Raw genomic sequence first — 18,418 nt, 5'->3', positions numbered from 1 at the left:
ATGAGAAACCTATTAGCAGCGTTATTTTTAACGACTACAATATTGGGATATGCCCAACAAAAAACGATTGATCAAAAAGTTGATGAGTTGTTGCAAAAAATGACTTTGGAAGAAAAAATCGGTCAGTTGAACCAATATACCGGAGACAATACCGTAACCGGACCACTGACGATTAATGCCAACAAGCAACAAGAAATCAAAGAAGGTAAAATCGGTTCGATGCTTAATGTTATCGGTTGGAAATATACCAGACAATACCAGGAATTGGCGATGCAGTCTCGTTTAAAAATTCCATTGCTGTTTGGTTTGGATGTGATTCATGGCTACAAAACCACTTTCCCGCTTCCGTTAGCTGAGGCTGCCAGTTGGGATTTAAATGCGATGGAACTTTCTGCCAGAATTGCGGCTACAGAAGCAGCAGCCTCGGGAATTCACTGGACATTTGCCCCAATGGTTGATATTTCTCGTGACCCAAGATGGGGAAGAGTGATGGAAGGTGCAGGAGAAGATACTTATTTAGGATCTCGCATTGCCTATGCTCGTGTGAAAGGTTTTCAGGGAAATAAATTGGGCGACTTAAATTCAGTAATGGCTTGTGCCAAACATTTCGCGGCCTATGGTGCTGCCGTTGGCGGAAGAGATTACAATTCAGTGGATATGAGCGACAGGATGTTGTGGGAAACTTATTTGCCACCATTCAAAGCTACTGTTGATGCCGGCGTGGCCACTTTTATGAATTCATTTAACGATATCAATGGCATTCCGGCCACTGCAAATAAATACATTCAGCGTGACATTTTAAAAGGAAAATGGAATTTCCAAGGATTTGTGGTATCCGATTGGGGTTCGATTGGAGAAATGATTGCACACGGCTATTGTAAAGATGGCAAAGAAGCCGCTGAAAAAGCTGTTTTGGCCGGAAGTGACATGGATATGGAAAGCAATGCATATCGAAATCATTTGGCACAATTGGTCAATGAAAATAAAGTGCCCTTGAGTATAGTGGATGAAGCCGTAAAACGTATACTTCGCAAAAAGTTTGAGTTAGGGTTGTTTGACGATCCTTATAAATTTTGCAGTAAAGAACGCCAAGACAAAGCTTTAAGCAATCCGGAACATACCAAAGCGGCAAGAGAAGTGGCAGCCAAAAGTATCGTTTTACTTAAAAATGAAAAAAATATTTTACCGTTATCCAAAGAAACAAAGACCATAGCTTTTATCGGTCCGATGGTCAAGCCAAAAAGAATCAACCATGGTTTTTGGGCTATTGATTTAAAAGATATCGATTCAACCTACATCGTTTCACAATGGGAAGGTTTACAAAACAAAGTCGGCAAGAAAACAAAATTATTATATGCCAAAGGCTGTGGAATATTAGATACTGATAAATCCGGTTTTAAAGAAGCTATTGAGGTAGCCAACCAAGCCGATGTTGTAATTTTAAGCATAGGCGAACGCTTTGATATGAGTGGTGAAGCGAAAAGTCGCAGTAATATCCATTTACCCGGAGTTCAAGAAGATTTAATCAAAGAATTACAAAAAACAGGCAAACCGATAGTTATTCTAATTAATGCCGGGAGACCGCTTATTTTCAATTGGACAGCCGATAATATGCCAACAATTGTTTATACCTGGTGGTTAGGTTCTGAAGCCGGAAATGCTATTGCAGATGTACTATTCGGGGATTATAATCCTTCCGGTAAATTACCAATGTCTTTTCCTAGAGAAGAAGGTCAGATTCCAATTTACTACAACCATTTCAGCACCGGAAGACCATCTATCAATGAAGATAAAGTATACAAGTCCGCTTACATCGATTTGCCCAATTCGCCTAAGTTTCCTTTTGGTTACGGATTGAGTTATACGACTTTTAAATACGGAGACTTAAAATTGTCCAAAACAAAAATCAGCAGCAATGAAACCCTCGAAGTGAGTATGACCATCACCAATACCGGAAAGTTTGCCGGTGAAGAAGTGGTACAGTTGTATCTTCAAGATAAATTCGGTTCTGTGGTTCGGCCAATTATGGAGCTGAAAGATTTCCAAAAAATAAAATTGGAAGCCGGTGAGTCCAAAACATTGACGTTTAGTATTGACAACGAGAAATTGTCCTTTTACAATCAAGTTTTAGAGTTCAAATCAGAACCGGGCGAATTTAATTTAATGATAGGTTCTTCTTCGGCAGATATCCGTTTAAACAGTACCTTTGAATTAATTCCATAATTTGTCCCTATGAAAAAGCTATTGTTTTTAAGTCTGTTATCGTTTAGTTTTTGCTTAGCTCAAAAGGAAAAACGAAAATTGGTTTGGGAAGAAAATTTCAGCGGAAAACAATTGGATGAAAGTGCATGGAATTTTGAATTGGGAAATGGTTGTCCAAACAACTGTGGTTGGGGTAACAATGAAAAACAATTGTATACCAACAAGAATCACGAATTAAAAGAAGGGCATTTGGTTATCAGAATAGAAAAAGAAGCAGATCATTACACTTCAACCAGAATAACCACTGCTGGGAAAAAAGAATTTCAATACGGTAGGATGGAAGCCAGAGCCAAAATCCCAAGCGGTAAAGGCATTTGGCCGGCTTACTGGATGCTGGGTTCCAATATCGGTAAAGTAGGTTGGCCCAAATGTGGCGAAATTGACATTTTAGAGTACGTTGGCAGAGAACCGGATATGGTTTATACTTCCTTACATACTCAAGACAGTCACGGCAATACGATTAATTCCAAAAAAACGGCTTTTCCCAGCATTGAAGAAGGCTTTCACATATATGCTATCGAATGGACCAAAGACAAGATTGAGTTTTTTGTGGATGACCAATCGGTTTATACTTTTGCGCCCGAACTTAAAAATGAAAATACCTGGCCTTTTGACCAACCGTTTTTTTTCATAGTAAATGTAGCCGTTGGCGGTAATTTTGGTGGTCATGAGGTTGACGACCGTATTTTTCCGCAAGAATATTTGATAGATTATATAAGGGTTTACCAATAGTGCTTTAGTGATTTCATCTTTTATTTATGTTTTTTTTAGTTTTTATTTGTTTATTAAATAAAAATTATGTTAAATTTGGCTTATAATTAACCCTTAAACCCGATTTGCCTATACAAGACAATTACTTTTTAGATTAAAAACTCTTTTTTAACCCTACACTAAAAGGTATTGTTATGGCTAAATCTCAACTTCCTGATGCACTATTAGTTGACAAATACGTTGCTGGCGATGAAAACGCTTTAGCAATCTTAATCAATAGGCACCAATCAAAAATTTATGGGTATATCTATTCCAAGGTTTCGGATAGAGATGTGACAGAAGATATTTTCCAGGAAACATTCTTCAAGGTAATTCATACACTAAAATCCAGAAAATATTATAATGAAGAAGGTAAATTTCTGTCTTGGGTTTTGCGCATAGCCAGTAATTTGATTATTGACAAATACCGCAATGATAAAAAAATGCCATTGAATCGCGATACGGATGAATTGCTGATTTTTTCCAGAATCACCGATGACTCATTAAATATCGAAAGAAGATTGATTAAAAATCAGGTTGAAATTGATATCAAAACCATCATTGAAAAGTTACCTCATGATCAAAAAGAAGTCATTATGATGCGTTACTTTTTAGATATGAGTTTTAAAGAAATAGCTGATTTTACTGGAGTTAGCGTGAATACTACATTAGGCAGAATGCGTTATGCCATCACAAACCTTAGAAAGGTGATTGAAAAAAATAAAATTTATTTACCTTCTTAAACAATAAAAAGTATTTTTTTGCGTTTTTATATAAACATCCAAAACAAACCGATTTTTATATATGGCAAAACTTTACTCTAAAAGAAAATTAGCTCCCAAAAAAATGTTACCTAAAAAAGAAACCATACGTTTAATACTTCAATATTCTTGTGCATTGAATATTATTAAAGTAGGCAACATGAACTTCGAATCAATAGCTAATTAAGAAACATCCCGATACAATTATCGGGATGTTTTTTTATAATAGGATGCCAAAACATCTTTTCGGCCGATGGTTCGTGTGATGATGTCTTTTTCTAAGTCCCAACCACGGGCCGGAGAATATTCACGACCATACCAAATGATTTGCAAATGCAATTCGTTCCACAATTCTCTCGGAAAAATGGCTTTAGCGTCTTTTTCAGTTTGTTGCACATTTTTACCATTGGTCAAATTCCAGCGGTACATCAATCGGTGTATGTGGGTATCAACCGGAAAAGCTGGAACGCCAAAGGCTTGCGACATTACTACACTAGCGGTTTTGTGACCAACAGCCGGCAATCTTTCTAAGGCTTCAAAACTCTGTGGTACTTCGCCGTTGTGTTCTTCAATTAAAATTTGAGATAAACCGTAAATGCCTTTTGACTTCATCGGCGACAAACCACAAGGCTTAATAATCTCCTTGATTTCTTCTACTGATAGTTTGACCATATCATACGGATTATCGGCTTTAGCAAATAAAAGTGGCGTAATTTGATTCACGCGAACATCGGTACATTGTGCCGAAAGCAAAACGGCAATCAGCAAAGTATAAGCGTCTTTATGGTCAAGCGGAATTGGAATTTCGGGGTAAAGTTCTTTTAACGTATTTATAACGAATGTTGCACGTTCTTGTTTGGTCATTTTAACTAAATTTGATTTGTAAAAATACTAAATTAAATTCAGCAACATAGTAACTCAGTAACTCAGTAACTTTAAAAATGACAACACTACAAAAAGGCGACCAAGCACCTAATTTCTCCGGAAAGGACCAAGATGGCAACATTCATACTTTAGCCGATTACAAAGGCAAAAAATTAGTAGTTTTCTTTTATCCCAAAGCGGATACTCCCGGTTGTACGGCGGAAGCTTGTGATTTAAGAGACAATTTTGAACGATTCAGCGCCAATAACTACGCACTGCTTGGAGTTAGTGCCGATAGTGCCAAAGCCCAAAGTAAATTTAAAACCAAATATGACTTTCCTTTTCCGCTCTTAGCCGATGAAGACAAATCAGTTATTGAAGCTTTCGGCGTTTGGGGTCCCAAAAAGTTCATGGGAAGAGAGTATGACGGTATTCACAGAACGACTTTTGTAATTAATGAAGAAGGAGTGATTGAGGAAGTTATAGCAGCGGTAAAAACTAAAGAGCACGCCTCGCAGATATTAAAATAAAACAAAAATCCGAACTGTTATACAATTCGGATTTTTTGTATCGTAAAATTTGGTTTAATTACCGTAGTTTTTATGCTTTTTCTAAAACTTTGTTGGGATCATAACCAAACAATTGGTGTTGCTTGATGATCTCTGAAATTCCTTTTGGCAATAGTTTTTCCCAACCCGGAGTTCCATTGCTGATCATTTTCAATACTTCGCGAGAGAAGATTTTTAAATGGTCTTTATCGAAATCAGTGATGTCTACCACTTTTCCATTGTAGGCAAAGAACTTATACAATTCTTTCATACGCGGATGTACCTTAAGATTTTGAGAGTTAATGATTTCTCCATTTTCATCTTCCATCGGGTACAAGAACACTTTCAAGTCTCGGTAGAACAATTTACCAAAAGCTTCCAGAATTCCACCACTTAAATGGCGATAGTATTTTTCGTCAAAAATATCGACTAAATTATTGACACCCATGGCCAATCCCATACGGGCTTTGGTGTAATTAGAGAAATATTCCACTACTTTATAATATTCTTGGAAGTTGGAAATCATTACGGTTTGACCCAACGAACAAAGTAATTCGGCTCTGTCCATAAAGTCTCTTTCGTCAATTTCGCCTTCCGAGCGTAAATTGGAAAGGGTAATCTCAAAGATCACCAAAGTATTGTCTTTGTCTACTTTGCTTTCTTCAAGGAACATTTTTAATGATTTCTCATACATGTCCATATTAACTTGTGTCACCGGACGGAAACTTCCTCTAAGCGCTAAGATATTTTTTTTGTAAAGAATGGAAGCCGGTAAGATGTTCTTTCCGTCAGGCCCAAACATTACCGCATCGGTCATTCCATTTTTAACCAATTGCAAACTCATCAAACGGTTGTCAACATTAGCAAAACGAGGACCTGAGAAGTTGATGGTATCAATTTCCAATTGGTCTTTGTCTAAATGGTCATACAAATAACGCAATAGTTTTTTAGGATCGTTGTACTTGTAAAAAGCACCGTAAATCAAGTTTACACCCAAAATCCCTAAGGTTTCTTGTTGCAAACGAGCATCGGTTTCTTTAAAACGAATGTGAAGTGTTATTTCGTTGTAGTCTTCATCCGGTTCAACTTGGTATTTTATTCCAACCCAACCATGGCCTTTGAATTGCTTGGCAAAATCAATAGTGGCAACGGTATTGGCATAACTAAAGAATATCTTGTTAGGATGTTTGTCTCTTTTTAAACGTTGTTCAATCAATTCAACCTCATGCGATAACATTTTTTTCAAACGGCTTTCGGTTACATAACGACCATCATCTTCTATACCGTAAATCGCATCGCTGAAATCTTTATCATAGGCCGACATTGCTTTCGCTATAGTACCCGACGAACCACCGGCTCTGAAAAAATGCCTAACCGTCTCTTGCCCGGCACCAATTTCCGCAAATGTCCCGTAAATATTATCATTTAGGTTAATTCGCAATGCCTTATCTTTGATAGCAGGAATTTGTTCAATGGCTTTATCGCCTTTCAATTTTATAATAGAAACAATATTGTCCATAGTGTAGCGTAAGTATTCTGTGCAAAGTTAGTAAAATAGCTATTTTATAAAAAGATAATTAAGTCTATTTTTGTATTTAATTACTTTTAAGGCCAAACTTTAAAAAGTACCCCATCAAAAACCGTGCTATTATGCAAGTCTATTTTCTCGGAACCGGAACATCACAAGGCATTCCTGTTATTGGAAGTCATCATTCTGTATGTAAAAGTGAGGACATTAAAGACAAGCGTTTGCGGGTTTCAGTTTGGATTATTTTTGGAGAAACTTCTTTAGTTATTGATTGCGGACCCGATTTCAGACAGCAAATGCTGACTTCCGGTTGTGTTCAATTGGACGCCATACTTTTCACCCACGAACATGCCGATCATACTGCGGGTTTAGATGATATTCGACCGTTTTTTTTTCGACAAAAAAAAGACATTCCGATTTACGCTCATCAAAGGGTTTTAGAGAACTTGAAAAAGCGTTTCGACTATATTTTTGAAACCGAAAATAAATATCCGGGTGCGCCGGGTGTAGAGACTTTTGAAGTAAAAAACAATCAGGATTTTACCATTGGCAATGCCAAAATTTCCCCTATTGATGTAAATCACGGAAACCTCCAAGTTTTTGGCTATCGAATTCAGGATTTTGTATATTTAACCGATGTGAAGACCATTGCCCATGCCGAAATTGAAAAATTGAAGGGTGTAAAGGTGTTGGTGGTGAATGCTTTGCGAGAAGAACCGCATCACTCACATTTTAATTTGCAGGAAGCGTTAGATTTTATACATTTGGTACAGCCTGAAAAAGCCTATCTGACCCACATCAGTCATCTTATGGGTTTTCACGAGGAAGTTCAAAAACAGTTGCCCCCAAACGTTTTTTTAGCTTACGACAATTTGAAAATTACAATTTAATATTATGAAAAAATCATTGTTTTTATACTTGTTTATTATTGCCGTTTTGATGAATATTTTCACCTATAAATATTTTACTTCAAAAGAAGCTGCACAAAAAACACAGGAAACAGCGCAAGACAGTAAGAAGCTGAATGATAGTATTACAAAACTGTCAGACCAACTCTATGATGCCAATTATTTTTCTTTGGAAGCCAATGACAGAGCATTGAATTATTTAAACCAAAATGACATCAAGGCTTTCAGCGAGAAAGTAACCCAAGCCCTTTTGGCTTATAACGATGATCCCGCCGGTAATAAATACACCGACCAAGTTACTATGGGTGAACAAAAATTTATCATTAATAAAGTAAAAATACTAAACCACCGCTGGATTATTGCCAATTACAGCAATGGTAAGCTTTGGGGTGAAGTGATGTTGAAATACTTTATCGATGAAGACCAAACGGTTTCTTTTGAAATCATGAACTCCTATTTATATCCGGAACAATTAAACTAGAAATTTAGGCATGAAAAAAATCTCTCTCCTCTTAATCGCCTCAATTGCGCTGTTTTCCTGCAAGTTAACAGACCAAAACAACAGTGAATCAGAAGATGAAAATCTTCCTTTAGCCGCCAAAGATTCCTCTGTGGTGAATGATAAAGATGAACACGGTTGTTTGGCCACTGCCGGTTATATTTGGTCCAAAATGAATAAGGAATGTGTTAAAGGCTACACCGGAATTCAACTCAATCCGGCGGACAAACCCGAAAATGAAGACGAAACCTTGAGTGCGTTTGTGCTTTTTAGCGAAGATTTAAATCAGGCAGAAGTTTTTTTGCCTAATGAAGCCAATTCCGTTGTGCTAACCCGATTGGCAGAAGGAAAGCCGTGGGTATTTGAAGATTGGCAACTCGTACCGTGGAAAGGGTATGTTTTGAAAAAAGGAGCTGATATCAAATTTTCAGGCGATGGTCAAATGGGCAAAAAAATCACCGGAAGTGATACGCAAGAATAACAAAAAGTCCCGCGCAATCGGGACTTATTTATTGTGATAACCAGTGTTTGAAATCAAAGAAATTTTGAGGCGCCACACCGTGACCTACCATGTATTCTTTAAAGACAATTTTAATACCCAACACTTGTAACATCGGGATTGATTTTCGGGCCCATTCTACCGGAATGACTTGGTCTACTGTTCCGTGTGAGGCAAATATCCTTAGTTTACTAAAATCATTTTCGGTGTAATCATCAACCGCAATTTCGGGGTTAAAATAACCGCTCATGGCTACTACACGCTGTACTTTTTCTGGATAAGACAAAGCCACGGCATAACTCAAGATACAGCCTTGGCTAAAACCAATTAAGGTTACGTTTTCAGCATCAATAGGGTATTCGGCGATTAATTCATCAATAAAATTGGCAATAATATCTCTTGAGGCTCTGGCCTGACTTATATCAGAAAACTTATTTTCATCGGCATCAAAATTAATAGCATACCAAGCGTAACTGCCATACATCATGTCAAAGGGCGCGCGTGCTGAAATCACATAATATTCTTCGGGCAATTCACTGGCAAAGGAAAACAAATCTTCTTCATTGCTGCCATAGCCGTGAAGCAATAGGAGTAAAGGGTTTTTATCTTTTTTAATTTTTGGTTCTCTAACCAAATGATGCAGTGATAAACTCATTACAAACTTTTAAATGTTTTTTGAAATAAACTCCCAAGAATAGGAAGATTGGTGGTTTTGCCCATGGCGGCAGAAAAAATCCCGTACATTGCCAACACTGAAATAAAAACCCACATGGAGGCCGCAATCATAAAGTTTTCAAAGTGACTGATGGATACACCTAATAAAATAAAGCTCAATGTCAATCCCAAACCTTGTCGAATGTGAAATGACGCATAAGGATTCTTATTTTCGCTATTCATAGAAATAGCAATCAGCGGTCCGAAAAGCAAAATATAACTGATGATGGCAATGGTTTTGCCTTCTTTTATGGTTTGATTATCCATGATTAACAACTAATTTGCCTTGATTATAAATTCCTAAAACTTTGCCTTTCATGGATTGTCCCAAGAACGCAGAGTTTTTAGATTTTGACATTATATTTTCTTTGCCAAATGTCCAATCAGCATCAATTTGGAACAAACTGAAGTTGGCTTTATTTTTTGCTGCAATCTCTTGATTTTCAATTTTTAAAATAGATTTACCGAAAGTCAATTTTTCTATTATTTTGTCCAAAGGCAATACAGTTAGCAACGCACCGAAAGCACTTTCTAAACCGATGGTTCCGTTTTTGGCCAAATCAAATTCCATCTTTTTATGTTCAATATCCATCGGATTATGGTCAGAAGTAATACAGTCAATCGTGTTGTCTAAAACCCCGGCGATTAACGCTTGTCTATCGGCTTCTGTTCTTAATGGTGGTGACACTTTGTATCTTGTATCAAACCCATCCAATTTTTCATCGGTTAGGACCAAATGATGTACCGTTACACTACAAGTAACGTTTAATCCTTTCGCTTTCGCTTCTTTGATTAACGCTACTGATTGGGCTGTAGAAATTGTTGGAATGTGTAATTTTCCACCGGTATATTCTAGTAAAAACAAGTTTCTGGCGATGATTAAATCTTCCGCTAAGTTGGGAATGCCTTTTAAGCCTAATCTGGTAGAAACGATGCCTTCATTGGCTACACCATTGCCTTTGATATTGTCGTCTTGTGCAAAAGCAATCACCAAACCGTCAAAATCCTGTACATATTGCAATCCGATTTTTAAAAGATTTGCATTGAACAAACTTTTACCATAATCACCGAAAGCTACTGCTCCGGCGTTTTTCATATCGTATAATTCGGCCAAATCTTTGCCTTCGCTGTTTTTAGTTAAAGCTCCGATTGGAAATAATTCAGTTGCTGAATTAATCGCTTTTTGTTTGACAAAATGAACCTGTGATTGGTTGTCAATAATCGGATTGGCATTGGGTTGCAACGCGATTCCGGTAAAGCCGCTTTTGGCAGCGACGTCTAATCCGTTGGCGATGGTTTCTCGGTCTTCAAATCCCGGTTCGCCAAGAGAAACACTAGTGTCAAACCAACCTTGAGAAAGGTGCAAACCTTCATGCTGGTATTCCTGATGTGTGTCAATATTGAGAATAGAAGTGCCTATTTCTTCGATGATGCCTTGTGTAATTTTCACATCAACGGTTTGATGGTGATAGGGACTTTTTGGGTCAACAATTTTGGCTTTTCGGATGATTAGGTTCATTTTACAAATTTTTGAATGAGTAGTTCCAATGCTAAAAAGAGTAGTGTGAGCAGCACAAACCATTTCCAGATTTGTGTGTCGGTTCGGTCGGTTTGAATGGTATTGAATACCGTTTCTATATCGTCGATTTCTTTGTAATTCGCAGCAATATCAGTGTTGGCTGAATTCAAGTTGCTTTCGGTACGCGTGTAATTAAAGCTGATGTTTTGTATCGAATTCGTTCCGTTAAAGATACCAAAATTACCGGCTTCTTGTGGGTTTTCATTAAAGCTCATTTTGACTTTGGTGTTCAACAATTGTTGCACCGGAATAAAACTTTCTGTGGCATTTTTTACCGTCAGAATTTCATCTTTCGACAATAAAGCATCAACTACAAAAGGTTGGTCTTCACCAATCACTATTGCATTTACGCCGGTTTTCTGGCTGTTTTGCGCCATATTGTAAAATGTGGGTACAATTAATGGTGAATTCTGAAAATTACTGTTGGCTTTGTTGATTGGCGCTGCAAAAACATATACCGCCGACAATGGCTTGGCTACCGAAGTCAAGAAAGCGCTTTGGTCTTCATAACTCAAAATTGCCGGAGAAGTGCTGTTGATGTTAAAGGCTGCCTTAGTTGACGGATATTGAAAGTTATCGACCTTTTTTTCAAACACATTGCTGAACAACGGATGATTAAAATTAATCTTGGTTACTTTTTTATCGCCGTTTGTTATCGCCTTAAATTGAATCGAACCAAAGTTGCCCAAGAACGAATTCATCGTGTTCACATTACTTTCTTGAGCAGGAATGAGGACAACGTTTCCGCCTTTGTTTACAAAGGATTTCAGTGTGGTTTGTAACGCTTGCGGAATGGCCGCCAATTCATTCAACACAATGGCATCCTGTTTTTCTAATAAGTTGTAATCCAAATTGGCTATCGGAAAATTGGTATATGCAAACTCGTCATTGGTATAAATTCGCGACAAGAAATTGCTTTTGTCTGTGTCACCAATGCTGATTACATTGATTTTACTGGGTTTGGAAATGCTGAAATAATAAGTGTTGTCATACGCCAAACCTTTATCGGTAATCGAAACATAGCCGTGAAAATCTTCTTTCGGAATGGTAAACTTAATGGTTTCAGTATTTTTTTTGAAATCGATTAAAGTCTTTGCTGTCAACTTGTTTTGATTGTATAACGCAATAGGAACAGCTGTAATGTCTTCGCCATTGGCGGATAATTTTACGGCAATTTCATAGAAACTGTCTAAAGTTTGTTGGATATAAACGCTGTCAATGGAAACATTGTTCTTTTGTTCCGCTTCGGGTATGATGAAATAAACATTGTCTTCTTTTTTAAAGCTTTTTGCTTCATTAGTGTCCAACCCAACGGCATCGGTGATTACAATGATATCTTTGTTAAAAGCGGATTTTCTAGCATTGACTTTGGCTATCAAATTGTCTAATCTAAAAGGTGTCGCGCTGTATTTTAAGTCCTGCAAATCTTTTTGAATCGATTTGATGTCGGTATTCCAATAGGTTTCGGAGTTGGTAATCAGTGAAAAATTTTGGGTTTCCGGCGTGTGTTCCAGCAAATCCTGAACCGCGCGTTTGAGCAATTCCCCTTTTTGGCCTTTGGCCTGCATACTATAGGAATTGTCGAGGATGATGTACATTTCGTTGGTAGCTTTCTGGCTTTCTTTGGCTGTGAAAAAAGGTTGAGCAAATGCCAAAATCAAACAGGCGAGAAGCAGTAAACGGGTGAAAAGCAAAAGCCACTTTTTGATGGTCGAACTTTTACGGGTTTGAATGGAAAGCTCTTTTAGGAATTGGACGTTGGTGAAGTATTCTTTTTTAAAACGTCGCAATTGGAATAAATGCACCAAAATTGGAATCACCAATAAGAAAAGAAAATATAGAATTTCCGGGTGTTTGAATTGCATTTCAATAAATGTTTGTCAAAAATAGTACTTTTTATCATTTGGCACAGCCGATTTTAGAATTTTAAATGATAAAAAAAAGGAAACTGTTGGTATTCCGCTATTTTTGTCTTAGGATAAAATCGTGATTATGACAAAATTTTTAGTTCTGTTTGCCGCATTATGCTTTAGTATTTCCAATCAGGCACAACACAGTAAAGTCAATTTATTTATAGGAACCTATACTAAAACCTGCGACAGTCATGGGATTTACCTTTATGAATTTGACACTTACACTGGTGAATTCAACGTAAAAACGTCAACCCAAAATGTGGTCAATCCCAGTTTTTTAACGGTTTCAGAAAATAAGAGATTCATTTATGCTACGAATGAAGATGGTGATAACAGCAAGGTAAGTGCTTTTCAATTTGAGGCAAATCAAAACCAAATCATTTTTTTAAATTCTCAAAAGTCAGAAGGCAATGATCCTTGTCATATTATCAATGACCAGAAAAATGTTGTTGTAGCAAATTACAGTGGCGGAAACATTACGGTTTTTGGCAAAAATGCAGATGGAAGTCTAGGCAAGTATAAGCAAATCATAAAGCAGGAAGGTCAAACGGGAAAAGAGACCAAACCCTTGAATTCGCACATGCACATGCTGCAACTTTCTCCCGATGATAAATACCTTATCGCCAGCGATTTGGGCAAAGATTACCTATATGTTTACCGCTACAATCCTGAGGCCCAAAGTGCTGTTTTGGAGTTTAGTTCTTTTGTCAGAGTCAAGCAAGGTGCCGGACCGAGGCATTTTACTTTTAGTGCGAATGGAAAATATGTTTACTTGATGAATGAGCTGGATGGTTCCTTATTGGTATTTAAGTATAAAGATGGAAAATTAGATTTACTTCAAGAAACAACCGTTGTCGCCAAAGATTTTAAAGGAAAAACCAGCGCTGCCGATATCCATATTTCGCCGGACGGTAAGTTTTTATATGCTACCAATCGCGGTGATGCCAATACAATTAGTTGTTTCGAAATCAAAAAGAACGGAAAATTAAAATGGAAACAAACGACCGGTACTTTAGGCAAAGGACCGCGCAATTTTAGTATTGATCCAACCGGAAGTTTTCTTTTAGTGGCACATCAATACACCAATGAAGTGGTAATTTTTAAAATCGATAAAATGACGGGAGAACTTACTGATTCAGGAAAACGAATAGCGTTGTGTTCACCGGTTTGTTTGGTGTTCGAGTGAAACGGAACACTACCAACTGAAGGCAGAATGCTATTTTTTCTTTCTTTTAGCCGCTCTGTTTTTCAAGATATTTCTATTGACTGAAACTCCGGTTTTCTTCTTGGTTTTTGAAGGTCCGCCAAGGTTAACTTTGGTGTTTTTCTTGGCCTTTTCGTGAAAGGATGCGCCGCCTTCAAGTTTGTTGGTTTTCAGAATGACTTTCATTTTCTTTCTGTCTTTTTCAAACTCAAGCAAGCGTTCGGCAATGACCACCTCATTAGGCAACGGTAAAAACTTTAGCTCTTTTTCCATCAGCATTTCGGCTTCAATCATGACTTCTTCTTCTCTAGGACTGATTAAGCTAATGGCAATACCGGATTTATCGGCACGACCGGTTCTACCGATACGGTGAATATATTGTTCCTGAATTTCGGGAAATTCTACGTTGATAACATGAGTAATGTCTGAAATGTCCAAACCTCTGGCCATTACATCGGTCGTAACGATACCGCGAATTTCGCCGGCTTGGAAAGTAGCCATGGTTTGCAAACGGTAATTCTGAGATTTGTTGGAGTGAATGGTTCCGAATTGTTCCGGAAACACTTCTTCTAATTTGTCCGAAAGCAAATCGGCCGTTTTTTTATTGTTGACAAAAAGCAATACGCGTTCGAAAGCCTCGTCTTTTAATAACTCGATAATCAAATTGACTTTGGTCAAAAAGTTTGGCACTTTATAACCCAACTGTTCTATTTGTTCCAATGGTGTACCGCTTGGTGCCAAAGAAACTTCTTCGGGAAATTCAAAATATTCTTCCAACATTTCATCTACTTCATCGGTCATGGTAGCCGAGAATAAAATATTTTGTCGTTTGGTTTTGATCATGGCCAAAATTGAAGTCACTTGGGTGCGGAACCCTAAATTCAGGATTTCGTCAAACTCATCGATGACTAATTTTTGCAAACTGTCAAAACGAATAACATTGTCTAAAGCCAAATCCATGATTCTTCCGGGTGTTCCAACCAGAACGTCAATTCCCTGATAAACCGCTTTCTTTTGGGTGTTGATATTCACACCACCATAAACACCTAGAGTTCGCACCGACATGAATTGGGTTAGCTTTTCCACTTCGGCAGCAATTTGGACAACTAATTCACGTGTTGGTACCAAGATTACGACACGCGGAGTGTCCGTGGCAACGAATTTCCATTGTTTTAAAATAGGTAAAAGATACGCGAAAGTCTTTCCCGTACCGGTTTGGGCAATTCCCATCATATCACGACCCGACATAATCACTGAAAAGGATTTTTCCTGAATGGGAGTAGGCTTGGTCAAACCTAATTCGTCGACGGTTTTTTGTAGTGATTTTGGAAGATTGAATTGCTCAAAAGTGCTCATGGTAATTGTAATTTATTTCATCCGTTCGGCCAATTCTTGGCCTCGGGTGGCGCAAAGGTAAGGAATTCTATTTTGGGAATATTTCGGCAAGTTACTTTTTGCTAATTGACAAATAATCAAACTTTTAATATGGCCTTTCTTACTATTAGAATATTTTACTATATTTATAAAAAAATAGACCGCTTTTGATTTAAGATTGCCTCCTCTAATTACGTTTTTAGTTTTAACCTACAGCTTTGATTTATTAAGTAATCCGATTACAAATAACAGCTATAGATGACTAGACAGTTTATCCATTTTTACAAATCCATATGATAATTGAGCTGCAAGCCTTGCTTGTGGCTATTTTGTTTTGACCAAGCTGTGCCTATTATTTAACCAATTTAAAACTAAAAAATATGAAACAGTTGATCTCTTTAAAAGCGCTTTGCGTTGTAATGCTTTTTGTTTCGGTCAATATGATGGGGCAAAGCAATGTAAAAATAATCAAAAGCCTTTATGCTGCTTTTGCTGTGGGTGACATTCCGAAAGTTCTAGCCGGTTTAGATGAAAAAGTAGTATGGAACGAAGCTGAAAGCAATCTTACTTGTAATTTCTCCCGTAGGCAAAATGGCTTTTAGTAATTATTTCATGCATTCGTTGATAGGCAATTTTGTTTTTAGCGGGACAGGATTGGGTTATAGGGGTCAAGTTGGGCCGTTTTATTACACGCTCTTCGCAATGAAGAAAATAATTTTAATAGCATACATCATCTGTTGCATCAAAACGGCAACTGCTCAAACAAATAATTATAGTGAACTTATTGCTAAAAAAGCCTCTCAAATTGAGCAAAAGCTAATAGAATGGCGGCACGATATTCACCAAAATCCTGAACTCGGAAATAGGGAAACCAGAACTGCGAGCTTAGTTGCTAAACACTTGCAATCATTGGGAATCGAAGTAAAAACAGAAGTTGCGGTAACCGGAGTTGTGGGTATTTTAAAAGGTGACAAACCGGGTCCGGTAATCGCTTTACGAGCTGATATGGATGGCTTACCCGTCACAGAAAACAACAATTTGCCTTTTGCTTCAAAAGTGAGAACCATATATAACGGTAAAGAAACAGGAGTGATGCATGCCTACGGACATGACGGACATGTTGCCATATTGATGGGCGTAGCCGAAATTCTATCCGGTATGAAAAAAGAGTTAAGAGGAACAGTAAAATTTATATTCCAACCGGCTGAAGAAGGCTCGCCCGTAGGAGAAGAAGGCGGAGCGGAGCTAATGCTAAAAGAAGGTGTTTTACAAAACCCAAAAGTAGATGTCATTTTCGGATTACATTTGAGTGCTGCCACTGAAGTAGGTAAAATTAATTATCGTCCGGCTGGTACTATGGCGGCTTCTGCGGATTTGAAAATTGTAGTAAAAGGCAAACCTTCTCACGGGGCTTATCCTTGGCAATCTATAGATCCAATAGTAGTTTCTGCACAAATCATCAACAGTTTGCAAACCATTGTAAGTCGGAATGTTCAACTTACTCAGAATGCTGCCGTAGTCACAATTGGTTCTATTCATGGCGGTAATCGGCATAATATTATTTCGGAAGAAGTTGAGATGTTAGAAACCGTTAGAACTTTTACCAAAGAAGATGAGGAGTTTGTCTTTAGACGCATAAGAGAAATTGCCACTAAAACTGCAGAAGCAGCCGGAGCTACTGCAGAGGTTTCACTTCCGTATTCTTCGTACAATCCCGTTACGTTTAATAACGTTGAGTTGACCATTGCCATGTTACCTTCTTTACAAAAAACAGTTGGAAAGGAAAATGTGTTTCTAATTCCTGCGGTTACCGGTGCCGAAGATTTTTCATTTTATCAAGAAAAAGTTCCCGGTTTGTATTTTTTTGTGAGAGGAATGAAAAAGGGCCAAGATCCAAGTAAAGTTGGGCCACACCATACTCCTGAATTTCTCATCGATGATAGTGCTTTCAAAACCGGAATGAATGTTTTGTGTAATTTGGTTTTTGATTATACAGCATTTGATAAAAAATAAGTAAACTTATAGTAGTGAATTTCTTTTAAATCAAAAAATAACATTTGGAAAACATAATGAAAAGTAAAACCTCTCTTGTGCCCCTTTTTCTTTTTTGTACAATAGCTACTCAGACACAAACAAAAGAAATCATAGAGGATGTAAAGCCAAAAGTGTTTGTAGTTCTGGATAATACTGTAAATGATTCTGCTATGTATGAGCAGTATAGAAAAGGGGTAGAGTTCATTATTAAAAAATATGGCGGAAAATATTTAGTCCGCTCCGGTGGTATGACTTTTGACCAGAATCCGGAGGTGAGCGTTATCCCTATTGAGGGCGGTTGGAATCCAAACCGCTTTATAATTGTAGAATGGAATTCTATCGAAGCGCTTCAAAAAATTACAAACTCTGAAGAATATAAACAGATTGCAGTCTTAAGAGAAAAACCTGCCAAAACAAAATCGATTGTAGTGAAAGAATATTTGAAAAATTAAATAAATACTCAGTTGCAAATCTTAAGAGATTAACTCCAGGACTCAGTTATTTAAAAAACACAAAACCCTCATTATTGATTTAATGAGGGTTTTTTTGTTTTTTAGTATGTTTTAAAACTAACTTATCTTTTCACTACACGAAGTGTTTTCACTATTTCGTCTTGGGTGATAATTACGTTGTAAACACCACTAGGGTATCGGTCACCGATAGTGGTACTCTCCAATTCAGAAACGTTTACTTTTCTTTGTTCTACCAATCTTCCTACCATATCAAATACTTTAACATCGATAGAAGATTGACTGGACGTTTTAACGTCAATCATAAAGTTGTTGGCAAACGGATTCGGATAGGTTGTAGCTTCAAATGGTTTTACAAGCTCTGTTGAAACTGTCGAAACAACTTGTCTGGCTGCAGTTGTCGGAACCGTTACAGCACAATCTTTTCCGTAAGGACCAAATTCACCAAACATTTCAACCGCCACTGTAATTACATAAGTAACACCCGGCTGAAGTCCTGTAAATTGATTTA

At 37.4% G+C, this 18,418-nt stretch carries 19 protein-coding genes and 1 pseudogene; 12 read left to right on the top strand and 8 right to left on the bottom strand.

All coding sequences use genetic code 11. From position 1 onward, the window contains the following. The 3 genes from HA632_RS01630 (at window position 1) to HA632_RS01620 (ending at window position 3,755) form a co-directional block, all read left to right on the top strand. The gene (locus tag HA632_RS01630; RefSeq protein WP_176305505.1) at window positions 1-2,223 is read left to right on the top strand and encodes a glycoside hydrolase family 3 N-terminal domain-containing protein; all 2,223 of its coding nucleotides are present in this window, start codon (window positions 1-3) and stop codon (window positions 2,221-2,223) included. A 9-nt stretch (window positions 2,224-2,232) separates the two neighbouring features. Beyond that, window positions 2,233-2,994 carry a family 16 glycosylhydrolase gene (locus HA632_RS01625; protein WP_176305504.1) on the top strand — a complete coding sequence of 254 codons (762 nt, stop codon included), beginning with the start codon at window positions 2,233-2,235 and terminating at the stop codon, window positions 2,992-2,994. Between the two features lie 173 nt (window positions 2,995-3,167). Further along, a complete protein-coding gene (locus tag HA632_RS01620) occupies window positions 3,168-3,755 on the top strand; it encodes an RNA polymerase sigma factor (protein ID WP_176305503.1) in 588 nt (195 codons plus the stop codon). Window positions 3,756-3,977: 222 nt separating this feature from the next. On the opposite strand, the gene nth is transcribed toward HA632_RS01620, so the two are convergent. After that, complete coding sequence (gene nth / locus HA632_RS01615; protein WP_176305502.1) at window positions 3,978-4,637, bottom strand: endonuclease III; 660 nt, start codon at window positions 4,635-4,637, stop codon at window positions 3,978-3,980. 77 nt (window positions 4,638-4,714) lie between these two features. On the opposite strand from nth, the gene bcp reads away from it, so the two are divergent. Next, the gene (bcp, locus tag HA632_RS01610) at window positions 4,715-5,167 is read left to right on the top strand and encodes a thioredoxin-dependent thiol peroxidase (protein ID WP_176305501.1); all 453 of its coding nucleotides are present in this window, start codon (window positions 4,715-4,717) and stop codon (window positions 5,165-5,167) included. Window positions 5,168-5,237: 70 nt separating this feature from the next. Here the strand turns inward: bcp and HA632_RS01605 are convergent, their stop codons facing one another. Next, window positions 5,238-6,695, bottom strand: a complete 1,458-nt coding sequence (locus tag HA632_RS01605) for a TonB-dependent receptor (protein ID WP_176305530.1) — start codon at window positions 6,693-6,695, stop codon at window positions 5,238-5,240. Between the two features lie 140 nt (window positions 6,696-6,835). Here HA632_RS01605 and HA632_RS01600 point away from each other — a divergent pair, with 140 nt between their 5' ends. From HA632_RS01600 to HA632_RS01590, 3 genes are read left to right on the top strand one after another with little or no spacing between them, the layout of a single operon-like run. Further along, entirely contained in the window at window positions 6,836-7,603 is a 768-nt protein-coding gene (locus HA632_RS01600) for an MBL fold metallo-hydrolase (RefSeq protein WP_176305500.1), read from the top strand. A gap of 4 nt (window positions 7,604-7,607) precedes the next feature. Next, window positions 7,608-8,102: a hypothetical protein gene (locus tag HA632_RS01595; RefSeq protein ID WP_176305499.1), complete on the top strand. Its 495-nt coding sequence runs from the start codon at window positions 7,608-7,610 to the stop codon at window positions 8,100-8,102. Between the two features lie 10 nt (window positions 8,103-8,112). Beyond that, a complete protein-coding gene (locus HA632_RS01590; RefSeq protein ID WP_176305498.1) occupies window positions 8,113-8,601 on the top strand; it encodes a hypothetical protein in 489 nt (162 codons plus the stop codon). A 28-nt stretch (window positions 8,602-8,629) separates the two neighbouring features. Here HA632_RS01590 and HA632_RS01585 read toward each other — a convergent pair whose 3' ends face one another. Genes HA632_RS01585 through HA632_RS01570 form a run of 4 tightly spaced genes read right to left on the bottom strand, consistent with a single transcriptional unit; the run spans window position 8,630 to window position 12,777 of the window. Then, window positions 8,630-9,274, bottom strand: coding sequence for an alpha/beta hydrolase (locus tag HA632_RS01585; RefSeq protein ID WP_176305497.1), 645 nt, complete (start codon window positions 9,272-9,274; stop codon window positions 8,630-8,632). Next, window positions 9,274-9,600: a hypothetical protein gene (locus HA632_RS01580; protein WP_176305496.1), complete on the bottom strand. Its 327-nt coding sequence runs from the start codon at window positions 9,598-9,600 to the stop codon at window positions 9,274-9,276. Before HA632_RS01580 ends, HA632_RS01585 begins: the two co-directional genes overlap by 1 nt. Continuing rightward, a complete protein-coding gene (locus HA632_RS01575) occupies window positions 9,593-10,852 on the bottom strand; it encodes a dihydroorotase family protein (protein WP_176305495.1) in 1,260 nt (419 codons plus the stop codon). Before HA632_RS01575 ends, HA632_RS01580 begins: the two co-directional genes overlap by 8 nt. After that, complete coding sequence (locus HA632_RS01570) at window positions 10,849-12,777, bottom strand: BatA and WFA domain-containing protein (RefSeq protein ID WP_176305494.1); 1,929 nt, start codon at window positions 12,775-12,777, stop codon at window positions 10,849-10,851. Before HA632_RS01570 ends, HA632_RS01575 begins: the two co-directional genes overlap by 4 nt. Before the next feature lie 127 nt (window positions 12,778-12,904). Here HA632_RS01570 and HA632_RS01565 point away from each other — a divergent pair, with 127 nt between their 5' ends. Beyond that, the gene (locus HA632_RS01565) at window positions 12,905-14,011 is read left to right on the top strand and encodes a lactonase family protein (RefSeq protein WP_176305493.1); all 1,107 of its coding nucleotides are present in this window, start codon (window positions 12,905-12,907) and stop codon (window positions 14,009-14,011) included. Window positions 14,012-14,041: 30 nt separating this feature from the next. Here the strand turns inward: HA632_RS01565 and HA632_RS01560 are convergent, their stop codons facing one another. After that, window positions 14,042-15,385 (bottom strand): DEAD/DEAH box helicase, encoded by a 1,344-nt coding sequence (locus tag HA632_RS01560; protein ID WP_176305492.1) that lies wholly within the window; start codon window positions 15,383-15,385, stop codon window positions 14,042-14,044. A gap of 398 nt (window positions 15,386-15,783) precedes the next feature. On the opposite strand from HA632_RS01560, the gene HA632_RS01555 reads away from it, so the two are divergent. The 4 genes and pseudogenes from HA632_RS01555 to HA632_RS01545 all read left to right on the top strand — a co-directional run bounded on the left by HA632_RS01555 (window position 15,784) and on the right by HA632_RS01545 (window position 17,889). Beyond that, entirely contained in the window at window positions 15,784-16,005 is a 222-nt protein-coding gene (locus tag HA632_RS01555) for a hypothetical protein (protein WP_176305491.1), read from the top strand. Next, window positions 15,995-16,081, top strand: a pseudogene (locus HA632_RS14065) (DUF418 domain-containing protein); the annotation flags it as partial. The gene HA632_RS01555 and the pseudogene HA632_RS14065, both read left to right, overlap by 11 nt. Before the next feature lie 24 nt (window positions 16,082-16,105). Continuing rightward, window positions 16,106-17,416 (top strand): amidohydrolase, encoded by a 1,311-nt coding sequence (locus tag HA632_RS01550; RefSeq protein WP_228778740.1) that lies wholly within the window; start codon window positions 16,106-16,108, stop codon window positions 17,414-17,416. A 44-nt stretch (window positions 17,417-17,460) separates the two neighbouring features. Next, entirely contained in the window at window positions 17,461-17,889 is a 429-nt protein-coding gene (locus HA632_RS01545; protein ID WP_176305489.1) for a DUF1330 domain-containing protein, read from the top strand. Window positions 17,890-18,011: 122 nt separating this feature from the next. Here the strand turns inward: HA632_RS01545 and HA632_RS01540 are convergent. Continuing rightward, the coding region (locus HA632_RS01540) for a T9SS type A sorting domain-containing protein (protein WP_176305488.1) at window positions 18,012-18,418 on the bottom strand (407 nt) is incomplete at its 5' end.

Source organism: Flavobacterium sp. J49, assembly GCF_011742145.1.
In the GTDB taxonomy this organism is placed as follows: Bacteria; Bacteroidota; Bacteroidia; order Flavobacteriales; family Flavobacteriaceae; genus Flavobacterium.
This window is presented reverse-complemented; position numbering and strand designations above follow the sequence as displayed.